This window comes from Undibacterium sp. FT79W, from assembly GCF_014284215.1.
Classification (GTDB): Bacteria; Pseudomonadota; Gammaproteobacteria; order Burkholderiales; family Burkholderiaceae_D; genus Undibacterium; species Undibacterium aquatile.
The window spans coordinates 118,026-139,492 of record NZ_JACOGB010000005.1 but is presented as its reverse complement, the minus strand read 5'-3'; the positions used below and the strand labels follow the sequence as shown (position 1 = coordinate 139,492).

The 21,467-nt window shown below is 48.4% G+C and carries 21 protein-coding genes; 6 read left to right on the top strand and 15 right to left on the bottom strand.

The window, feature by feature from the left end:
• The first annotated feature begins 92 nt into the window (after positions 1 to 92).
• Positions 93 to 422: a DUF2322 family protein gene (locus H8K38_RS10305; RefSeq protein WP_186884745.1), complete on the top strand. Its 330-nt coding sequence runs from the start codon at positions 93 to 95 to the stop codon at positions 420 to 422.
• A gap of 184 nt (positions 423 to 606) precedes the next feature.
• Here the strand turns inward: H8K38_RS10305 and H8K38_RS10300 are convergent, their stop codons facing one another.
• Together H8K38_RS10300 and H8K38_RS10295 are read right to left on the bottom strand one after the other, a co-directional pair.
• The gene (locus H8K38_RS10300) at positions 607 to 933 is read right to left on the bottom strand and encodes a phage tail protein (RefSeq protein ID WP_186884744.1); all 327 of its coding nucleotides are present in this window, start codon (positions 931 to 933) and stop codon (positions 607 to 609) included.
• Between the two features lie 104 nt (positions 934 to 1,037).
• Entirely contained in the window at positions 1,038 to 2,279 is a 1,242-nt protein-coding gene (locus H8K38_RS10295) for a hypothetical protein (protein ID WP_186884743.1), read from the bottom strand.
• A gap of 336 nt (positions 2,280 to 2,615) precedes the next feature.
• On the opposite strand from H8K38_RS10295, the gene H8K38_RS10290 reads away from it, so the two are divergent.
• Positions 2,616 to 2,927, top strand: coding sequence for a single-stranded DNA-binding protein (locus H8K38_RS10290; RefSeq protein ID WP_186884742.1), 312 nt, complete (start codon positions 2,616 to 2,618; stop codon positions 2,925 to 2,927).
• 51 nt (positions 2,928 to 2,978) lie between these two features.
• Here H8K38_RS10290 and H8K38_RS18440 read toward each other — a convergent pair whose 3' ends face one another.
• Positions 2,979 to 3,113, bottom strand: a complete 135-nt coding sequence (locus tag H8K38_RS18440) for a hypothetical protein (protein ID WP_255422920.1) — start codon at positions 3,111 to 3,113, stop codon at positions 2,979 to 2,981.
• 244 nt (positions 3,114 to 3,357) lie between these two features.
• Between H8K38_RS18440 and H8K38_RS10285 the strand changes: the two genes are divergently transcribed.
• Positions 3,358 to 4,818 (top strand): hypothetical protein, encoded by a 1,461-nt coding sequence (locus tag H8K38_RS10285; RefSeq protein WP_186884741.1) that lies wholly within the window; start codon positions 3,358 to 3,360, stop codon positions 4,816 to 4,818.
• A gap of 272 nt (positions 4,819 to 5,090) precedes the next feature.
• A complete protein-coding gene (locus H8K38_RS10280; RefSeq protein ID WP_186884740.1) occupies positions 5,091 to 5,795 on the top strand; it encodes an ABC transporter substrate-binding protein in 705 nt (234 codons plus the stop codon).
• Positions 5,796 to 5,851: 56 nt separating this feature from the next.
• Here the strand turns inward: H8K38_RS10280 and H8K38_RS10275 are convergent, their stop codons facing one another.
• A complete protein-coding gene (locus tag H8K38_RS10275; protein WP_186884739.1) occupies positions 5,852 to 5,992 on the bottom strand; it encodes a DUF3149 domain-containing protein in 141 nt (46 codons plus the stop codon).
• Positions 5,993 to 6,290: 298 nt separating this feature from the next.
• Between H8K38_RS10275 and H8K38_RS10270 the strand changes: the two genes are divergently transcribed.
• On the top strand, positions 6,291 to 7,466 hold the full coding sequence (locus tag H8K38_RS10270; RefSeq protein ID WP_186884738.1) for a GNAT family N-acetyltransferase: 1,176 nt from the start codon (positions 6,291 to 6,293) through the stop codon (positions 7,464 to 7,466).
• Between the two features lie 158 nt (positions 7,467 to 7,624).
• Positions 7,625 to 8,434, top strand: a complete 810-nt coding sequence (locus H8K38_RS10265; RefSeq protein WP_186884737.1) for an ABC transporter substrate-binding protein — start codon at positions 7,625 to 7,627, stop codon at positions 8,432 to 8,434.
• Between the two features lie 3 nt (positions 8,435 to 8,437).
• Here H8K38_RS10265 and pssA read toward each other — a convergent pair whose 3' ends face one another.
• The 11 genes from pssA to H8K38_RS10210 all read right to left on the bottom strand — a co-directional run bounded on the left by pssA (position 8,438) and on the right by H8K38_RS10210 (position 21,224).
• Positions 8,438 to 9,808 (bottom strand): CDP-diacylglycerol--serine O-phosphatidyltransferase, encoded by a 1,371-nt coding sequence (pssA, locus tag H8K38_RS10260; RefSeq protein ID WP_186884736.1) that lies wholly within the window; start codon positions 9,806 to 9,808, stop codon positions 8,438 to 8,440.
• Positions 9,809 to 9,871: 63 nt separating this feature from the next.
• Positions 9,872 to 10,498, bottom strand: coding sequence for a methyltransferase domain-containing protein (locus H8K38_RS10255; RefSeq protein ID WP_186884735.1), 627 nt, complete (start codon positions 10,496 to 10,498; stop codon positions 9,872 to 9,874).
• 3 nt (positions 10,499 to 10,501) lie between these two features.
• Entirely contained in the window at positions 10,502 to 12,067 is a 1,566-nt protein-coding gene (gene ubiB / locus H8K38_RS10250; RefSeq protein ID WP_186884734.1) for a ubiquinone biosynthesis regulatory protein kinase UbiB, read from the bottom strand.
• Entirely contained in the window at positions 12,064 to 12,636 is a 573-nt protein-coding gene (locus tag H8K38_RS10245; protein ID WP_186884733.1) for an SCP2 domain-containing protein, read from the bottom strand. The genes ubiB and H8K38_RS10245 overlap by 4 nt, the downstream gene beginning before the upstream one ends.
• A gap of 201 nt (positions 12,637 to 12,837) precedes the next feature.
• Positions 12,838 to 13,755 carry a Tim44 domain-containing protein gene (locus tag H8K38_RS10240; RefSeq protein ID WP_186884732.1) on the bottom strand — a complete coding sequence of 306 codons (918 nt, stop codon included), beginning with the start codon at positions 13,753 to 13,755 and terminating at the stop codon, positions 12,838 to 12,840.
• 30 nt (positions 13,756 to 13,785) lie between these two features.
• On the bottom strand, positions 13,786 to 14,520 hold the full coding sequence (gene ubiE, locus H8K38_RS10235; protein ID WP_186884731.1) for a bifunctional demethylmenaquinone methyltransferase/2-methoxy-6-polyprenyl-1,4-benzoquinol methylase UbiE: 735 nt from the start codon (positions 14,518 to 14,520) through the stop codon (positions 13,786 to 13,788).
• A gap of 191 nt (positions 14,521 to 14,711) precedes the next feature.
• On the bottom strand, positions 14,712 to 15,209 hold the full coding sequence (locus H8K38_RS10230; RefSeq protein ID WP_186884730.1) for a TonB family protein: 498 nt from the start codon (positions 15,207 to 15,209) through the stop codon (positions 14,712 to 14,714).
• Between the two features lie 152 nt (positions 15,210 to 15,361).
• Positions 15,362 to 15,781 (bottom strand): gamma-butyrobetaine hydroxylase-like domain-containing protein, encoded by a 420-nt coding sequence (locus tag H8K38_RS10225; protein WP_186884729.1) that lies wholly within the window; start codon positions 15,779 to 15,781, stop codon positions 15,362 to 15,364.
• Positions 15,782 to 15,790: 9 nt separating this feature from the next.
• A complete protein-coding gene (locus H8K38_RS10220; protein WP_186884728.1) occupies positions 15,791 to 16,237 on the bottom strand; it encodes an HIT family protein in 447 nt (148 codons plus the stop codon).
• 3 nt (positions 16,238 to 16,240) lie between these two features.
• The gene (locus H8K38_RS10215; RefSeq protein WP_186884727.1) at positions 16,241 to 20,215 is read right to left on the bottom strand and encodes an FAD/FMN-binding oxidoreductase; all 3,975 of its coding nucleotides are present in this window, start codon (positions 20,213 to 20,215) and stop codon (positions 16,241 to 16,243) included.
• A 454-nt stretch (positions 20,216 to 20,669) separates the two neighbouring features.
• A complete protein-coding gene (locus tag H8K38_RS10210; protein ID WP_186884726.1) occupies positions 20,670 to 21,224 on the bottom strand; it encodes a hypothetical protein in 555 nt (184 codons plus the stop codon).
• Positions 21,225 to 21,467: the final 243 nt, after the last annotated feature.

Genomic DNA, 21,467 nt, shown 5'->3' with positions numbered 1-21,467 from the left:
GGGATGACTTTAGAATGCTGTCATTTGCTCATCCGCCGACATCGACAACCACGATTCTTTTGGTCACCATTTTATTTATTGAAAGAAGCCTCATGCAATTCAGTGAAGTCTTAGCCACCCTACCCAGCATTGAGCATATCGCCGCGCTGGAATTATCTGATGATGGTGTGCTCATCGCCAGACTGGAAAACAAGCCTGGCACGGCAGGCAGTGTGCGTGTCTATCATGCGTTGGCGCAGGAGTTTGGCGAGATCAATACCGCAGCGGCAGAAAAAGGGCTGCGTTTGTATGCAGAGCACACCACCGATGCCAAAGCGTTTCCGGGTAAGCATCCGAATATCGACCGCTTGCTGACATTGATCAGCAACGCTGCCGACCATACTGGTACGCAGTCTTTTGCAGTCAAACTGATTGCACAATAAGACACAGTGAGTGGCAATGCGCGGTGCTGATGTGCCGCAGGCTATACCCTAATAAAAATGCGCCTCGCCAGCCATTAATGACTTGCGAGGCGCATTTTTATTAGGGGTTTTATTTTACTTTCGATTTTCTTGATAGAACAAAATCCCGTGAGTAAAACGCAGTGAGTATTAATTTCAGCGAATGTCAGGCAAATCTGATCAACTGAGAAATCGTGACATTCGCGGGTCTGGTCTCAGCCGTGTCTCCCACCGCAGAAATATTGGCAACATCTGCCTGAGGAATATGAAATTGTCCGTCACTGCCACCAAATCGATAACCGATCACGGCAAATAAAACGGGATACTGCGCAACGTTCAGCGTTCTGCCATCGCATACCATCCAGCCTGATGATTCAATCGTATTTTTTGTCGCATCCCCTGCAAATGCCACGATACTGCCGACAGGTGGTTCAGTACGGATAAATTCTGGAATTCCAGACGTATTGGATATCATAGTGCCTGGTGTTTTCATGGTGACCTCTTTCAAATATTACTGACAGTTCGGGAAGAAATTGGGAGATGGTACTCTGAGCCAGAAGCATTTCACCCTGTTTAAAACAGAGCAAGGGTGCTCGCTTAAGCTAACAAAGAATCCGTCATCATCGACGCGCTTTTCGGGCTGCGCAACAGATCGGTCAGCACCTGCCAGCGCAATGCCTGATTCTCGGCTCCTGCACGTTTTTCTATGTATGCCTGCACCACATCCTGACCCAGATTATAGTTAATGACATACGAACGTAAATGCTCGATAAAACGTAGCCGCTGCGCTGAACGGTCTGCATCTGAGAGGCTGTATTTCATCAGCATAGCGAGCGCAGCATCTTTATCTATCATGCCATCCAGATACTGTTGCGCCACCATATTGCCGGCATATGACAGCTTTTGTAATACAGCTTGTATCTGGTAATAGCGTTCGGCTTTGGCGGGATCAATACCGGCCAATGGGAACAAAACTTCCTGTTCAAACTGCATGCGTTCTGCATGCGGAAAGGCGACCTCGATACCGTAATTCGCACTGCCTTCCGCCAGAAACGACATCGGTGAATACAGTGGATAAATCGCGTATTCGATCCAGCCTTTTTCTTTCACTAATTCATTTTCGATCAGCACATTAAAGACATGGTGACCGGGATAGGCTTCGTGGCTGGCGAGATCAATTGCGCGGCTGATGAACATAGGAAAATCGGTGTTGACTTCGATCAGGCTGTGACTGTTTCCCTTGTACCAGTTATACGCACTCCAGACTTTGTCAGTCACATAGGCAACCTGAAAACTTTCATGCTCAGGCAAGGCGACATAGCGTCTGGTGCGGGCGCGCGCTTCATTAATCGCGGCAGTGAAAACGGCATCGAGTTTATCGCGCGGAATTTCAAATGCTTTGTTATAAGCAGACAATCTCGCATTCAGATCGCTGCCCTGAATTTCCAAAGGTAAAAGTGTCGCCAGTTCTGCCAACGTGATATCGAGGTCCGCTGTGGTCAATTCCGGGGATACCGCATCGTATAAGGCTTTCGATTCCGCATCGAATGGCAATTTGCTGCCATTCAGTTGCGCGATAAAAGCTTTTACTGCATGTAACTGTAGACGTAAAAATTCCTGACGTTCAAGCTGATCTTGTGGCGGCGCCGGCAAAGCATCTGCCTGCTGCAATAAAGCGTCAGCTTGCGTCAATAATTCTGACAATGGAGTCGCCGGTAATTGTTGCGCTTCGTTTTGCCAGGATGACGGGCCGATATAGGCATCAACATAACCGGCGTCATGCTGACCTACAGCAAGGACGAGTTTGACGTAGTGTTCCGCAATCTGATTCAGAGTCATGGCGTTTAAGAAAAAAGTAAGTGTGGAAGGCAGAGCTGAGACGATATCACGCCAGCGTCGTTGTGCAGGCTTGAAGTATAAGCATTTTACTTTTGATATTCACAATTCGCACCAGCCACGTATGCATGTGATGGATGAGTCGCTTATTTGCTTTATTCCCGCATCCGGCGTTTAATTCGTTTCGCACGGAAAAGAGACTGACAAAAAATTGACGAGACAAAATGTGGCGGCAAAGATAATGCAAATAGCCGCGATGCAATCCGAAAGATAGGCAGCAGCTTCTCATAATGAATCCTCTGGTGTAACAGACCAGACTGAATAAAAAAAGAGAAAACGATGATAGATGGATTAATCGCCGGGCGCATGTACGGCAGCGCCGAAGAACGTAGCGGGCAAGCGGGTTCAGCATATGTGACTTGTAAGGTGCGTGCTGCGACAGATGACGGTGACACAATCATGTGTAATGTGATCGCCTTTAATGACAAGGTACGGCAGACCTTACTTGCGCTGAACGATGGCGACAGTGTCTCGTTGTCCGGCGCTTTAACACCAAAAGTCTGGGTTGATAAGCAAGGAAAACCCAGACCCGCCATTGATCTGATTGCGCATCAGATTCTGACGGCCTATCCATCAATGACATCTGCCTGAGTAAGCAGATGCGCCATCCTTCGCGGCGTAATTGATCTGCTGAAAGGCAGATCAGCTATCCCAACAACCGCGCGTCGCGCTGGTCTTGCCCCGCATCCGCGCAGCGATAAGTAACTCCGCATATTCAAAACCTGCGTGCTTCTGACCGGCACCAGGAATCTCATGCGTCCGTGACATTTGAGACATGCATCCTTCAAATTTGATTTCAGAAAAACATCTGCTGCTCGTCCGGATACCCGATGGGGAAACGATCACTCTATTTAACTTGCTATTCCATCAATTCCGGCTACACTGAAAATATTACATAAAAAGTAAGATAAAAAAGCAACATCCCCGCTGGCACTATTATTCAACGTTCCACGCTATCGGGTTCCGTTTCAAGCCTCAGATCAACCTTACGTCGTTCGCAGTAACATCACAGGGAGAAGGTATGAAAACGCATCTGAAATTCGATCATTCCAATAAGACCAAGCTTCGGCAGATACGCATTTTCTGCTCAGCAACGATGGTCGCTGGCTTGTTGAGCAGTCAAACGCTACAGGCACAAACGATGCCTGCGGATAGCGGCAAATCCAATGTCATTGTCAGCTCTTTTAAGCCAGTTCCACTACCAGATCCTAAAATCCCCGGTTATACCTACCCGGTCGCGGCAGACACGATTACTGCCTGGACAAAATCTCCGAAAGGACAAATTGAAATACAAAAACATGCATGGGGTATCTGGACGGCACTGACACTCAACTCAGGCGAGACCTATCAGGGGCAGCCTTTGCGCGTCTTTGAAACCTGGGAAACGCCAGACGATATTATGACCGCCAGTTCGCAAGCATTAATGAATAAGCCACGTGTTCCCAACGTACTCACACCATTTCATCAATTGAACCACGCCGGCTTATTGAAGACCACCCAGGGAAAAGAAACGGTGCTCGGCTTTGTCAAATATGATCCGATTGCCGCAGCGCATATCCGCGCGAATAATCTGTTTTCCATCGCTGCGTTAAACAAAATGCTGGCGGCGAATGAGACCAGCATTCCGGCTTTTCCTGCGCCATCCCTCTCGCTGAAACCAGTATTTCAGACTTTAAAAAGTAAGAATCTGGTTCAGGCAAGATATTTTCAATTATCGGTCTGGCCCGGTCCGCCAAAAACTCCGGTTCCATTTCCATCTTCCGACTGGAAAACATGTGTTTGGATAGATACTCAGGATACTGGCACAGAGAAATTATCCGGTGGTGTTGATAACAAATGTGCGGCCGATGGTTCGTCACGTACAGCGGCAAACACCTATGGTCTGAAAAATTTTATTCACTTTAAAGTGGATGCCGCCAATGCAGAATTGCTGAACAAATCGACTGAGAATTTCAAAGGTATCGCAGCCGGTGATTATTCAGTGCTCGTCGCTATGCATGTCGGTAGCCGTGAAATTACAGAATGGACCTGGCAAAGTTTCTGGTGGACGCCAGCCCCCGATTTACCGCCAGCACCTAGTTCAGCAGCGATAGCAAAACTGCGCCCTGCCGCACTGCAAGGTGCACCGCGCCATTACGCGCATTGTGCGGCCTATCAGACCCTGTCTCCACCACAACCTGAAACTGGCGGCAAAAATGTCGGGGAATCAGTCTACTGCTACAACCCGTATCTGGAAGCAGGATTTGGCCCAAGTGATTTGCCCGACTCCATTCCGGGTAAATATAAGGGACAAACCGTTGCCAATAATGTCGGTGTTCAAACTAACTGTATGAGCTGTCACGCAGCCGCAAATTTCAATCCTAAAAACCTTACGACTGCACCAAATTATTCCGGTGATCGTTACCTTGGTTTAAACGATCCGCGCTTTAAGGGAACTCTGCAAGTAGATTTCTTATGGTCAATTCCTGGTAATGCTAAATAAAAAAGCTTAAGCCCGCGCCAGCCTGTGTAGCGGTAGCATCAGTTTTGATGCCGGAACGCAGGTTGGTGCCGTTGCAGACAGTATCTGAGTTCTCTGTCGCCACAGTTTCGTGACAAACGGCGTGGCATTCTCCCCACATTTTCTTTCCAGGTTGCATTACACATCAGAATCAGCCAACATTAAATCGTGAAGACGATGCCACTGGTGCGACATCGTTGACTTTATTTAGCACGGTGATAAGGGCTGACATGAGGTTTTTCCAGATATATGTATTGCTAAGTTGTCTGCTGACGAGCTGGGAAGCGCAAGCACTGGAACTCTTGTTTCATGTTTCAGCGTTACCACCGTATGTCAAAGACGATCCCCGTCGGGGTCTGGTGCCGGAAATTGTTACCCGCGCCTTTGCCACGCAAGGCATACAGTGCAGATTTATCCGCTCGAATAACAAACGTATGGAAACTGAGGTGGAAGCGGGAACTGCAGATGCGGGGTTTGCCGGAATTCCGGTGAATAACGCGAAAATCTTTTTCTCTGACCCTGTCATCGAATTTGAGAATGTGGCTGTCACTCTGCGTGATAAACACTTACAGATCAATTCCTTATCTGATCTGTCAGACAAAAAAATCGTGGCGTTCAGCAACGCGCAAAAAGTGCTTGGCCCAGAATTTACGATGGCAGTTAAAAACCATCGATCATATTCAGAAGTAGGCGATCAGGCTTCTCAGGTACCGATGCTGGATGCCGGCCGGGGGGATGTTATCTTGCTGGATTTACGGGCTTTCCTGTATTTTGCGAGGTTATTGCATGGCAAAACAGAGGCAGCGAACCGTTATACGGTACATCATTTATTTAAGCCGACTCCACGCTTGCTTGGTTTCCACAAAAGTGAACATCGCGATCACTTCAATAAAGGACTGAAAGCAATACGGCAAAGTGGCGAATATGCCGCAATTCTGAATAATTACCGTAACGACTAAAACAAAATCAAGGTGACCGAAAGCACAAGGTCACCAATTTCATAGGTATCCGCAGCTTATCGTTCTTGCTGCTCTTCTTCACGCATGTGCGATAAGAAATAGCGAATAAAAAATATCCCCATGCAAATCATAAAAATGATTCCGGCAATACTCATCAGGCCGTAGTCAGTAGAAAACAAGTCGATTAACAGTTTCATTTCCGTTCTCCTTTAAAGTTTTTACTGCAGGAAGTATGGAGTGCTTACTCTCGTCCGCTGTTGATTTGTATCAAGGGACGACCGTGACAGATTCAGAACACTTTATGTGTACGAAAAATAAGACAATATGGTGACCAGAGAAATCTACACCGCCAATCCCAAATTAGCCTATTGATACTCGCCATTCTCCCTTGCAAAAAGATAACTTTTATGGGATAAGTTACTTGTTTCAGTTTGTAACGTACTCTATCAAACAGGCAAACAGATAAAGTTAAATCAAAGCAATATTTTAGTTTCTGTGAGCTCGCCACATTTATCTTCGATGCACAACCTCAAACAAATCATCATCACCAAAGAAAAAGATTTCGAAGCTCTTGCAACAGCATGGCGAGCTTTAGAGACGAAAGTCAACTATCTGCTCCCGTTCCAAACCTACGACTGGAATTGTGCGTGGTGGAAAGTTTTCTCTGGCAAATCCTTCTTTCATCAACATGAACTGGCTATTTGTGCCGTGTACGATAACGATCAGTTGGTTGCAGTGATGCCGCTGATGAACACGCATGTAGGATTGCATCGTTTTTTCCTGTATCGCTATGTACGGCCTTTCGGCGGCGACCCCAATCTGACCGAATTACGTGTTCCCCTCACATTACCGGAATATGCTGAGAAAGTTCTGCAACTCTGGGAAAATTTAACTCGGTGCGAGACCTTCGGACTCACTGAGTTTCAGATCATCGGAGCAAAAGCGCCCGCAGATCATTTCATCCAGAATAATAAGTCGCTCTTCCCTCTGACTGACCGCACTATTCCTAACTTCGTACTGACGCTGGGTGAAGACTGGGATAGCTTTAAATCCGGATTAAAGCGCAACATTAAAGAATCCCTGCGTCGCTGTTACAACTCGCCCAAACGAGACGGCCTGGACATGAGTTTCCGCGTTCTCCAAGGGAGTACCGCTATCGTTCAACAATTACCGATGTTTTATGCGCTGCATGGTGCACGTGCGTCAGCGAAAGAGACGATAGAACATCCTGATTATTTTTCTCACCCACAACACAAGGCACTGCTGGAAAATCTGCTTGATACGCCTTTTGCTGATCGCATGTGTTTGTTTTGTCTCGAGTTGAATGGCAAAGTCGTCGCGATGCGACTGGCATTCAATATGGGTGATGAACTCTATTTATATTATTCAGGCTACGATCTGGATTATGCGCAATACAGCGTCATGACGACCTTAGTAGCAGAAGCAATCCAATGGGCAATCGGACAAAAAATTCAACGCCTGAACCTGTCAATTGGCGAGGATGTATCCAAAACCCGCTGGGGCCCCGCTGTGATTAACTATGTTGAATATCAATGCGTCAAAAACAGTGCGTGGCGCAGGTTTGTCGGAAAGCAGATTTTCCGCTTGAGAAAAATCAGAAATAATCAGAGATCTCAACTCAGCTCTGCCAACGACGACAAGCCAGGCTGATGGCGGTAAAAAAGAATCATTGTGACGATGTGTTACATTCACAGTGATTACCTGAAATCCTCTGGCTCTGGCTGTGTAAACGGTTTACATTGGCAATATGTGTACACACATTTTGTTGTTCACTGCAATTTGCCAACAATTTGCTGCTGATGATGATCATGTCCCACATTGACTGTCGCCCACTGATCACTACCCGCTGTCGCACATTCGTAGCGATATGCCTGTTATTTTTCTGTTCTTTTTCTGATGCACAAGAGTTACAGATCCTGACTGAAAACTGGCCTCCGATTTCTTTCGGCAATGATACGAAAGCAGAAGGTATGGCGGTAGAAGTCGTCAAGGCAATACAAGCAAAAACAGGGAATACACAAGCTATTCAGGTAGTGCCATTTGCGCGAGGATACAAAGCCTTACTGGATGAGTCTAACGTTTTACTTTTCACGGTAGGACGTTCGGAAGAGCGCGAAAAACTCATGCATCTGGTGGGCCCGGTTGCGATCTCTTACATCACGCTGTATACCCGTAAAGGAAATGCGGCAAATTTGCTGCGTCAGGGAGACGCTATCCGCAAACTGAAAGTCGGTGCTTATCGCTCCAGTATTTTTGCCGACACTGCACGTAAAAAAGGGTTTTTCAATCTGGAACTGGCAGTATCACCTCTGGTCATCGCAAATATGCTGATGGCCAAACGTTTTGACTTATGGGTGGAAGGCAGTATTGTTGTCCCCTCGATTCTGAAAGACATAGGCTATTCCAGCGATGATGTTGAGCCTGTCATGGTGCTTGATGCACTGGAGCTATATCTGGCGTTTTCCGCTAAGACGCCAGCCTCGACTATTAAGATATGGGAAGATGCATTACGCGCCATCAAGAAAGACGGTAGCTTCGCAAAAATCTATCATAAATGGTTGCCTGACGAAGTCCCGCCCATGCAAGTCATTCATACCTCGCCGCCAACACAACCTTAACTTCTACAGCACTCGATAAGCCAAGCGATCCAGTCTGATGGTACTCAGGCGTGTCAGTAATTTCCGGACTGGTTCCGGATAATCTTTTACCTTCTCCAAAGAACGATAATCGCTGATCAGCGTCGTATGCTCAACGATGCTCGCCAGTTCTGCATTTCTTTGTGCCAGTAACTCTTGTCGCGGATCATGGATTAACAGCGCATTTTCCAGATCAAGACGGAATGCCCTGGGATTCAGATTATTTCCGGTCATCAACGCGTAACACTGATCTATCCACAATCCTTTCAGATGATAGGTATTCTCCCCGTCTTTCCATAGGCGTAATCTGAGCCGATTTTTTTGGATATCAAGCTGATGCGCTTTGGCGAAACGCCTGAGGTTGACCTCATAAAGATAAGGGAGAGCCGAAATGACTTTAAAAGGCTGCTCCGGTGGAATAAAAAAATCATTCGCAACTTTATCGCCGACGATGATATCAACGCTCACTCCGCGTTTCAGCGCGCGATTCACTTCTCTGGTCACAGCACGGGGAAAATTGAAATAAGGGGTACAGATGGTAATCTGCGTCTTACTCGCCGCAAGCAACTGACATATCGCTTTATTCAGTGGATTATTTTTACCGACACCAACCAATGGCGTCACACTCAGCGCAGGTGGCGTCTCTGAATATTGTCCTACAAATTTTTCATTGAACTGATAGCGTGCCTTTTTTAACTGCTCGCGAAAGCGGCGAATGTCATTACGAATGCTACGTGTGGCAGGAATTTCCGCCTTATCGAGGCGATGTACCGCTGAGGCCAACAGCAAGTGCTGACGTATAAAATCGACCATCGTGGTCGCCAATACAGAATTCTGGATCAGTAAATAACGGTCGTGCCGGTATTTATCCTGCTTATGCAGATACACGTTATTAATACTGGCGCCGCTGTAGATCACCACATCATCAATCACAAAACCTTTAAGGTGCAAAACACCAAACAACTCGCTGGTCTGTACCGGAATGCCATACACTGGTACGCCTGCAGCATGCGCCAGACTTAGTTTTTGATACCAGGCGGCATTTCCGGTTTGTTGCCCTGCCTGCCTGCGCTCGCCGATCAAGCCGCGTTGCGCGCGATGCCAGTCCACCAATACCGCAATGTCCAATGATGGGCGTGCAGCTTTGGCAGCATACAAAGCCTCCATGACTTCGGCACCAGCCTCATCATTTTGCACATATAAACTGCACAGATAAATTCTGTGTTTTGCACTGGCAATCTGTTTCAGCAATTCGACCCGGTATTCAGCAGCACCAAATAAGGTTCTGACCGCCTCCGCCTGCAATGGAATTGCGGGTAACTGCTCAGTGCTCAAACGGGGATTCAGATAGCGCATAAGTGGGTATCACAAATAAGACACGTGCTGATAGTAGCACCGAAGATCATCGCTAAAAAAGGATTACTGGCCATTCGTCGCGTGACGCCGCTGCCATATCTGCCAACGCTCGCGGTCTTCGAATACGGCGATCGAGTCGTTCACAGCCCGATCTGTCAATAACGTGAAATGAGGCGCCATTAACTCTTGCCAGACCTGATCCGATATAGAAAAAGGTGGGCCTTTCTTGCTCGCGTCAGCAGTCGTATCAAAGAAAAAATATCCTGCCAGCAAAGCACCGGGAGGCAGAAGTTCAGCCCAGCGCTGGACGATATCCTGTCGCCGCTCCGGCGGTAAGGCACAGAAGAATGCGCGCTCGTAAATCAACTCCGGCGCCTGTGCGGGTTGATATTCAAAAAAATCCGCTTCAACGACATGGCGGGACCATTCCCCTATCGCCATCTGCGCACTTTTCACTCCGGCCGGTGAGAAATCGATTGCAGTCACGTCCCAGCCAGCCTGCGCCAGAAAAGCCGCTTCATAACCGTTACCGCACCCTGGTATCAGCGTTCGCATTTTGCCAGTGGCTGTCAGCACAAAATCGCGTAAGTCCTGAGGAACCGCCCCTTTATCCCAAGGCGTAAAATTTTTGCTGAAACGCTCGTCCCAAAAACATGAATTATTCGGATCTCTGCTGACAAAATCTGCCATGACTCAGCCAATAAAATAAAAATGAAGTAATAGCTGCGCCGCGATAACGCCGGCGAACAAACCACCACCGAAGTAAATAATAACTTTCAGCAAGGTATTGGTGCTACGCTGCTCCGACAATAATGCAGCAAGCATTTCATTACTATTATTTTGTTCGCCAGCCCGGCTCAGAGCCTGATGCGCAAGCCGCGGTAATTGCGGGAAGATGTGACTGTAACGTGGCGCTTCCGCTTTCAATTTATCAATCAACCCGCGCCAGCCCACTTGCTCATTCATCCAACGCTCAAGATACGGTTTAGCAGTTTTCCATAAGTCCAGCTCAGGATCGAGTTGACGTCCGAGACCTTCAATATTCAACAAAGTCTTTTGCAATAAAACAAGCTGAGGCTGGACTTCAACATTGAAACGGCGCGATGTTTGAAACAGACGCAACAACACCTGACCAAAGGAAATATCTTTCAGCGGCCTATCAAAAATCGGCTCACAACAGGCGCGGACGGCCGCTTCCAGCTCATCTACCCGCGTATCCTTAGGCGCCCAGCCGGATTCGATATGCGCTTCGGCTACACGTTTGTAGTCACGCTGGAAAAATGCCAGAAAATTTTGCGAAAGATAGTCTTTATCAAAATCATTCAAAGTGCCGACGATACCGAAATCGAGCGCAATATAGCGCCCGAAAGTGGCAGGATCAGTCGAAACCAGAATATTCCCCGGATGCATATCCGCATGGAAAAAACCGTCGCGGAAAATCTGTGTAAAGAAAATCGTGACGCCGTCGCGTGATAATTTCGCCAGATCGACACCCGCCGCCTGTAATTTATCGATTTGCGAAATCGGTATGCCATTCATGCGTTCCATGACGATCACGGATGAAGAGCAGTAATCCCAATACATTTCCGGTACCAGCAACAAATCAGAATTCTGAAAATTCCGCCGTAACTGGCTGCCGTTCGCGGCTTCCCGCATCAGATCGAGTTCATCATGCAAGTATTTGTCAAACTCACCGACCACTTCTTTTGCCTTGAGACGCTTGCCATCTGCCCATAAAGCTTCCAGCCATCCGGCGGCTACCTGCATCAGCGCAACATCTTTATCGATCGTGTCCTTCATGCCGGGACGCAGCACTTTCACGGCAACTTCACGACCATCTTTCAGCTTGGCGAAATGTACCTGAGCGATCGATGCCGATGCCACCGGAATGCGTTCAAAACTCGCAAACAATGTATCCGGATGTGCACCCAGAGACTTGGTAATTTGTGCCACTGCCAGATCAGAGTCAAACGACGGCACACGATCCTGCAACTTCGCCAGTTCATCCGCGATGTCAGGTGGCATCAAATCACGCCGGGTCGAAAGTACCTGCCCCAGTTTCACAAAAATCGGCCCCAGGTCTTCCAAAGCCTTACGTAAGCGTTCGCCACGGGGCGCCGATAAATCACGCCAGAACAGCAGCGTCTCTATCAGGCGTGCAGTACGCGGGACTTTAAGACCGGATATGGCGATTTCATCAATCCCGTAACGTAACGTCACGCGAATAATTTTAAAGAGCCGTAAAAACTTCAATATCATCTGCGCGTCCTTTCGAGTTTCTCGATGCGCTTGATGAGACGCTCGACATCATCACGAGTTTTATTCACTTCTGTAGCAAAGCCCTGCACTGCGACTGGACGAACCAGCAGTGGGTTTTCTTCGAGAAAATATTCCGCCAGATTTTCCTGAATTTTAAGATGCGTCTGCTGTGCGGTTTTGAACATCGATTTAGCGCCACCGACCATGCGAACCGCCGCAATATCACCAAATATTTTACTTAAATCGGCTTCGGCTTCCCATTTTAATTCCTGACTCAAATGGGAAATCGTATTTGCAAAATCAGCATCTCCTTCAATCTTGACATAGGAAAATGCGCGTTCACGATTCTGCGCCATCAATGGCAAATCGCTCAGTCTGGCACGGATAGTCACATCGGGAGACGCCTGCGCATCAGCAGATTCAAGGTATCCGTCAACACCGACTTTCAGGCGCAATTGAAATGCATGCAAATCAATACAGGCGATTTTGCCAGCATGTGGCAGGAGCTTATTTCTGGCCCAGGTTTCCTGTGCCAGCAAATGATTAATGAAGGGAGCAGTTGAAATCATATCGTTGAGAAAAGACTGACGCAGGTTTGTGCAATAAGCAGCTACTTTGTCGAAACAAGATCCCGGCGGATCAATCTGTGTCATTCTTAATAAAAAACCGCCCGACAAAATGACGGGCGGTCTTTAGTTTAACAGCTTATGCAGCCTGTTATGTTCGATCTGCATCAGGACTTATACGAATCAGGCTAAGTCCTGCTGACATCATAATTGCTGAATACCTGCCAGTACCCAACCGCCCTGACCATTCACAGGTTTAGACAAGTTCCAAACCTCGGCAAAAGCTTCTGCCGGCGCATTGGCGGCTTCTTTGATCATGCCTGTAAATTTAACGCTCGCCAGATGATCGCTACCGATATTTTCTATCCCCAGCAATTCAGCGTCAATCGATACGACATCAGTCACATTGGCAGTCGCACCACGCTCCTGGATTTCCAGTTTCAGCTCTGCATACATTTCAGGTGTCGTGAATTCACGCAAATCATTGATATCAGCTTTATCCCATGCAGCCTGCAAACGAATGAAATAAGTTTTCGCGCTACGCAGGAAAGCAGGCACATCAAAATCAGCAGGAATACCCCAGCTTGCCGCGGCTGGCGCTGCGGACGAGGAAGAGCCAGATTGATATGCCTGCGGCTCCAGACGTGAACCAATTTCTGGCGTCGCAGAGGAAGGCACACCCGCATAAGCTGGCGGAGCAAATGCCGAAGGTGCATTCGTGTTTGCTTTATTGCCACGGAACAAACGGATAACAAAGAAAATCGCAAAGGCGATCAGCGCAAATGTCAGCAAAGAACCTAACATGCTGGCCATCGCGCCACCCAGTCCGAAGTGCGACAACGCTGCACCCAACAATGCGCCACCGATCAGGCCGCCAACGATGCCTTTCCATGGGCTTGCTGGTTTAGGCGGAATCGCCGGAGCAGGCGCTGCGGCCGGAGCCTGTGCTGGCCGGGCCTGATTGGCATTATTGGTATTCGACGGTGGCGTCGCCTGACGCGAGACATTGCTTGACTGGCGACCGATAGAACCACCACTGCCCAGACGTTTGGCGTCGGCATCATGCATCGTCATTGCGAATGTGCTGGCAACCATCACCATGGCGAGTAAAAATTTCTTCATTGATGTCACTCCTTTTGCTTCGTCAGCGATTTAAAGTTTAATACCAGTGTGTAATGCGGCCACACCTGCCGTCAAATTAAAGTACTGCACTTTTTCAAGACCCGCCGTTTCCATCATACCTTTCAGCGTTTCCTGATCAGGGTGCATGCGTATCGATTCTGCCAGATACCTGTAACTGTCCGCATCACCCGCAATTTTTTGCCCCATCCACGGCAGAAAATTGAATGAATATAAATCGTAGGGCTTTTGTAAAATTTCCGGCACTTTAGAAAATTCCAGCACCAGCAATTTACCACCCGGCTTTAACACACGCTGCATCTCGGCTAAAGCCTGATCTTTATGTGTCATATTGCGCAAACCGAAAGCCACCGTGACGCGGTCAAAATAATTATCCGGAAATGGCAGCTTTTCTGCGTCACAGAGCAATGTTGGGGTGATCAGGCCTTTATTCAAGAGGCGATCCCGGCCAACCCGTAGCATGGATTCGTTGATATCCGTGTGCCAGACTTCACCTGTCTTGCCAGCTTGTTTGACAAATTCTTTCGTCAGATCGCCAGTGCCACCGGCAATATCCAGCACCTTGAATCCAGGACGTACACCTGCCTGTGCAATAGTGAACATTTTCCAGATACGGTGCAGACCGGCGGACATCACGTCATTCATGATGTCGTATTTCGCGGCCACCGAATGAAATACCTCGGCAACTTTATGCACCTTCTGGTCTTCTTCGACAGTGGTATAACCGAAATGGGTAGTATTACTCATGATCTCAAGGCTCCTATACGAAGTCGCATTATAGGGGAACTGAGACTGGCTTGGCAGCAGATTGGCTGAAAAAGGCTAGCCGGCCTGACCTTAGTCAGAAAGCGGAGAATGCAATCAAAACCAGCGGGCACGCTTAAACAAAGGCCTGATCCGCCTAGACTCAGGAATGCCAGCTTTTCCCGAAGGAATTTTTATCCGGCACGCTGCGGCAATGCAATGCTGCGGATCTGAAAGCGTCCATCATCGTTAAATAACCATGTTTCCGACACTTCAAGGCGCCCGCTGCGCAATAACTGCGGATGTGGTTTAGGGAATGGGGCACTATTTTTCAGACTCGCCAGAGCAGTCTTTTCCGTCTCATGGTCTTTGTTACTGCGCTGAATCTGGGCGTTGATCAAGCTGCCATCAGCATTGACTGAATAACGCACAACGACGACTGAACGTAATAATGGCTGAGGGTTTTCAGAATAAACCTGCTGCCGGTGCAGGTGACTGATACGGTGCGCCACTTCTGCCTTGTACGCTTCGACAGTACGAGACGCTGACGCGACCGGAATTAGTTCACTTCCCTTTGTTGTTTTGCCGGATTGCACGCCGCTCACAGTTTTACCCGCGCTGTTTCCGGTTTCATTTGTGGAGCAAGCGGCCAGCGCACAGACGGTGACCATGCTCAGTATGCGTATTTTCATGCTTATCGTTCCCAGCTTAATGATGATTCTGCGGTAAAAAGATGCCTGTTCGAGGAATCAGAGATGATGAATCACCTTACTGCCAGGCTCAGCAATAGCCAAATTTTTATCGTAAGCAAACGTAAAAAAATGCGTCACGAAGACGCATTTTTTTAATGATGGTGGCCGCAGGCACTGCCCGACTTTGCCGTCATCGGAGCATCCCTGCCGGTTTCTCCCGGATACCCGGCTTCCTGCAAGCGTCCAAGATATTCCTGCCAGAGCTGCGCCTGATTCTCGCCCAGCCAATATAAGTAATCCCACGAAAATATTCCTGAGCTATGTTCGTCAGAAAATACTGGTTTGACGGCGTAATTACCGACGGGTTCCAGCGCAACCAGGCTCACTTCTCGCTTACCGGTTTGCAGCGTTTCCTGTCCCGCGCCGTGCCCCCGCACCTCCGCTGATGGCGAATACACCCTTAACAGCTCAAACGGTAAAGAATATTCTTTACCGTCGTCGAAAGAAATTTCCAGCACCTTCGATTGGGTGCGCGCGTTCAGGGATGTTGGTTGTGGCTTACTGTTACTCATTATTTCTGCCTAATAAAAACGGGAAACAAGCGCTGTACGCAATGCCGGCAACAGCGCACGACGCGCATTCAATGCAGCCGCATCAACAGCGGTCTTTTTTTCTGATGCCCATATGGGATCAGGAAAATGCAGGTCATCGGTGTAACGCGGGATGACATGCCAATGCAAATGCGGAACCATATTCCCCAGACTTGCCAGATTGATTTTCTGTGGCGCCATGACATCGCGAATCGCCTGCTCGGTTTTGCATACCGCCTGCATGATGGCAGAACGATCCTCTATCGATAAATCGGTCATTTCTTTCGCATGAGCATTCCAGATCACGCGACAAAAACCCGGATAATTCGCATCATCCACTAAGACCACGCGCAACTTATCTGTTTTGACGATGAGTTCGCCACCATCCACCTCGCATAATTCACAAGGAGGGACATCACGGTTGATTAAGGTGCTCATCGTTTATACCAATACTCTCTCAATACCGCCGTTATTCGCTCTTGCGACGTATTCTGGCAGCCAGTTCTCACCCAACAAATGACGAGCCATCTCGACGACAATGTAATCGGCTGTCGTGTCAGCATCTTCGTTATAACGGGATAAACCTTGCAAACACGACGGACACGACGTAAGGATTTTCACATCGCCATGAAAACCGTCTGCCCGCAATTTATCTGCCCCCTTACGCATTTCCTCTTCTTTGCGGAAACGTACTTGCGTAGAGATATCCGGGCGGGCAATCGCCAGCGAACCAGACTCACCACAGCAACGCTCACTTTTTTCGATCTTGACATTACCCTCAGTCGTAATCAGCGTATTCACCGTTTTCACCGACTCCTGCAACTTCATCGGATTATGGCAAGGTTCGTGATACATATAACGCGTACCTGTGACGCCTTCAAGCCTGACGCCTTTTTCCATCAGATATTCATGAATATCAATGATGCGGCAACCCGGAAAGATTTTTTCAAACTCATAGGTTTCCAGCTGGTCATAACATGTCCCGCAAGACACAACGACGGTTTTGATATCCAGATAATTCAGTGTATTCGCCATGCGATGGAATAACACGCGGTTATCCGTCATCATCTTTTCTGCTTTATCAAACTGACCGCTGCCGCGCTGCGGATAGCCACAGCACAGATAACCCGGAGGCAATACCGTCTGCACACCGACATTCCACAACATCGCCTGCGTCGCCAGCCCTACCTGCGAAAACAAACGCTCGGAACCACAACCGGGGAAATAAAATACGGCTTCCGTATCTGAGGTCGTTGTCTGCGGATCGCGAATAATCGGGATGATTTTATCGTCTTCAATATCAAGCAAAGCACGCGCGGTTTTCTTCGGCAGATTGCCCGGCATCTTTTTATTGATGAAGTGAATCACCTGCTCTTTAATGGGCGCTTTGCCAACGGTCGCCGGCGGCATACGGGTTTGCTTTTTCGCAAATTTCTTCAACAAATCATGACCGAAACGCTGTGCTTTGTAACCCCAGCCTATCATGACCTGGCGCGTCGCATTGATCGTCGCCGGATCTGTCGCATTCAAAAAGAACATCGTTGCAGCCGAACCGGGATTAAAGGATTTTTTCCCCATCTTCCGCAACAGATTTCGCATGTTCATCGACACATCACCAAAGTCGATATCGACCGGACACGGGTTCACGCATTTATGGCAGACGGTGCAATGATCTGCAACGTCTTCAAACTCTTCCCAGTGTTTGATCGATACGCCGCGACGGGTTTGCTCTTCGTACAGAAAAGCCTCAACCAGCAAGGATGTCGCCAGAATTTTGTTACGTGGTGAATACAGCAGATTGGCACGCGGTACATGCGTTGCACAAACCGGTTTGCACTTACCGCAACGCAGACAGTCTTTCACGCTATTTGCAATCGCCCCGATGTCGCTTTGCTGCATGATCAGCGATTCATGCCCCATCAGACCAAACGAAGGCGTATAGGCATTACGTAAGTCAGCAGCAAAATCCGGCAGGTTCAGCAGCTTGCCTTTATTGAAGCGGCCTTCAGGATCAATCCGTAATTTGTAGGCGCGGAAATCTTTAATCTCATCTTCGGTCAGGAATTCCAGTTTGGTAATGCCGATACCGTGTTCGCCAGAGATCACGCCATTCAGCGAGCGCGCCAGCACCATGATGCGGGCAACCGCATGATGTGCGACCTGCAGCATTTCATAGTCGTCGGAATTCACCGGTAAATTGGTATGCACATTGCCATCACCGGCATGCATGTGCAAGGCGACGAACACGCGGCTACGCAATACTTTTTTATGCAAAGCAACGCACTCATCGAGGATGAGTTTGAATGCCGCGCCGCTGAAAATCTGGCGCAATTGCGCGCGTATTTCCGTCTTCCATGAAATACGGACTGTTCTGTCCTGCACGATAGAAAACACGGTGGCGTCAGGCTGACGCTGCAAACGCTCATCAAACACAAAAGCCAGTTTATCGAGACCCAGTGCTATCAATTCTGCTTTTGCGTCGATCAGCGGTTTGTCGAGATTATTCAGCACATAGGTCCAGCGGGCATGCGTTGCATCCAGCAAGGCTTCTGTCTGATGAACCCGATCTTCCAGCAATTCGGTCGCAGGAATATCGTTGCCATCAACGTCTTCACTTTTACCTAATGGCAGATTACCTTTTGCAAAAAAATCCTGCAGCGCGGCGACTAAGGCGAGTTTGTTTTGTATCGACAACTCGATATTGATACGCTCAATGCCATCTGTGTATTCGCCCATGCGATTGAGTGGAATGACCACGTCTTCATTGATTTTGAACGCATTCGTATGCTTGGAAATCGCCGCTGTTTTAGCACGATCCAGCCAGAATTTTTTACGTGCTTCGGGGCTGACCGCAACAAAGCCTTCACCAACCCGCGTATTCGCCATGCGCACGACTTCAGATGCCGCCTGTGCTACCGCATTTTCATCATCACCAACGATGTCGCCGAACAAGGCCATCTTAGGCAACACGCCGCGTTTCGATTTCGTGGTGTAACCCACCGCGCGCAGATAACGTTCATCCAGATGTTCAAGCCCGGCCAGGATAGCGCCGCCTTTTCTGGTTTCGCCATCGAGATAATCTTTGATCTCAACAATGCTGGGAATAGCGTCGCGTGCCTGACCGAAAAATTCCAGGCAGACAGTGCGCGCAAATTTCGGCATCTTGTGCAAGATCCAGCGTGCCGACGTGATCAGACCATCGCAGCCCTCTTTCTGCACGCCGGGCAAACCGGCCAAAAATTTATCGGTGACGTCTTTACCCAAACCTTCTTTGCGGAAGACGCGGCCTTTGATATCCAGCTGTTCGGTTTTGAACGGCTGCTTTTCACCGGGATGTCGCCATTCGAGCCGGAATTTCGCGACTTCGACATCATGAATTTTGCCGAGATTGTGTTCCAGACGTGTCACTTCCAGCCAGTCACCATTCGGGTCGACCATTTTCCATGACGCGAGATTGTCTAATGCCGTTCCCCACAACACCGCTTTCTTGCCCCCCGCATTCATCGCGACGTTACCACCAACGCAAGAAGCTTCGGCAGAAGTCGGGTCAACGGCAAAGACAAAGCCAGCTTTTTCAGCCGCATCCGACACACGCTTGGTGACAACACCGGCACCGGAATAGATCGTTGCATAGTCACGATCCACACCTGGCAAGCGCGTCATTTCGACCGCACCAAGCTGTTCCAGCTTTTCAGTATTAATCACCGCAGATAACGGTGTCAGCGGAATAGCGCCACCGGTATATCCTGTACCGCCGCCGCGTGGAATGATCGTCAATCCAAGCTCAATACAGCTTTTGACCAGCCCGGCCATTTCATCTTCAGTATCCGGTGTCAGTACCACAAACGGATATTCAACACGCCAGTCGGTCGCGTCAGTGACGTGGGAAACACGGCTCAGGCCATCAAACTTAATATTGTCTTTGGCGGTGTAGCGCGATAACAGCTTATTCGCCTTTTTACGTAAATCGTACGTATCGCGGAATTCCTGCGAAAAATCGGCGACGGCTTTGCGCGCCGCCAACACCAGTGTTTCGACACTGTTGCTGCGCTCCGCATCGTCATCGTTCGCGGTATTCAAACGGCGTTTTTCCACTTCGCCCAGACGATGGTTCAGTGCATCGATCAGATCCTGACGGCGCTTGGGATTATCCAGCATATCGTCTTGCAGATACGGATTACGCCGTACCACCCAGATATCGCCTAACACTTCGTACAGCATGCGGGCAGATCGCCCGGTCTGCCGTTTCCCACGCAATTTGTCGAGCAACTGCCAGGCGTCTTCACCGAGCAAGCGGATCACAATCTCACGATCAGAAAATGAGGTGTAGTTATAGGGAATTTCCCGGACACGGGTAGGCAAAGCGCCCTGCGGCGACTCGGCATGCAGGTGAGGTATCTGGACTGGAGCGTTCATGTATGGCGTGGTTTGGCGATGACAGACAACGCAATCAAACTGCCGGCAAACCACCGCCAGCTCAATGCCTTACATCCGTCTGAGGTTTCTCAAAGGCTTATTCTAACTTATTGCGATGCACCACGCGGCAACAGCCTTGAAGTTTGTACGGCTATGAGCCTGTTTTGTGGCTATTCACCAAAGTTTATTTCGTTGAAGGTTAAATTTCGAGAAAAATAAATGAAAATTTAATCGCCAGACCAAATTCACTGATGGAAAAATCTGATCATTTATGAGTGAGGATTCTTAATGAAGTAAAGGCACTGCAAGCTGTTCATTACTTTATCGCGGGGAGACATGAGACGTATCCTGCGCTCAATGTCACAGTTGAGTTAATTTTCATTGCTTATATCCTGACAGTCAGGATGAATAGCGCATTCTACATCTACTAACTCCGCGTCTAATTACCTTAAAATCAAATAGATCCTTGTGTTTTCTTGCGTGCGGTTCGAACCTCGCGCGCCTTCTCCAGCTTCTCAATTAGCTTTGATGGAAACACAACCAGTTCCGAGTCATCGAAAATCCATCTGAAGTAGTCCATTATCACGCCCACCAGTTCGTACATTAAAAAATGAAACGACTTCGTCTCAATAGAAAACTGGGGACCGAAAAAATACGAATACCATGAGCTTATTTCACGCTCACCCACGGCAACCTTGGCAGGCGCATTCAGCTCAAAATGTTTACTACCGTTTGCGATGTCCCGCATCACATCTTTGACTTCGATAAACTTCGAATTTGCCTCCTGAATTTTTTCTAGAGAATATTTGGGCTTATTCAGGGTATCTCCCTGCAACCAATCTTTGTATAGATGCCAAGCGGTAATGAAGAAATTGAACGCCTCAAATTCTTCCAAGCGACGCTCTTCTGCGCTCCGCTTTCGACGCCGTAACAGCAACTCGGAGTCGTACTTGAGCTTGTCGTACAAATCATAGGAAGTCCTGAGACCAAACTTTGCGATATTAGACATGATGTTTTGCTTTACTAGAAGGAATCTGAACTCTTAGCTCGATAAGCATGCCTTGTTATTTAGCTCACCGTCGGATGAATACTCTGGAGCCAGATTCTCTTAATTTTGCTTTTTCATCTAACCTGTCAGATATTGAACCGGCGAGGCCGATTATAAAACACTCAATATATACACAAAGCTAGCAGCCATCTTTGCGTTGCGGTCGTCTAGCCAGTACGGCATGTTAGCGTTCGCTTTTTAAGT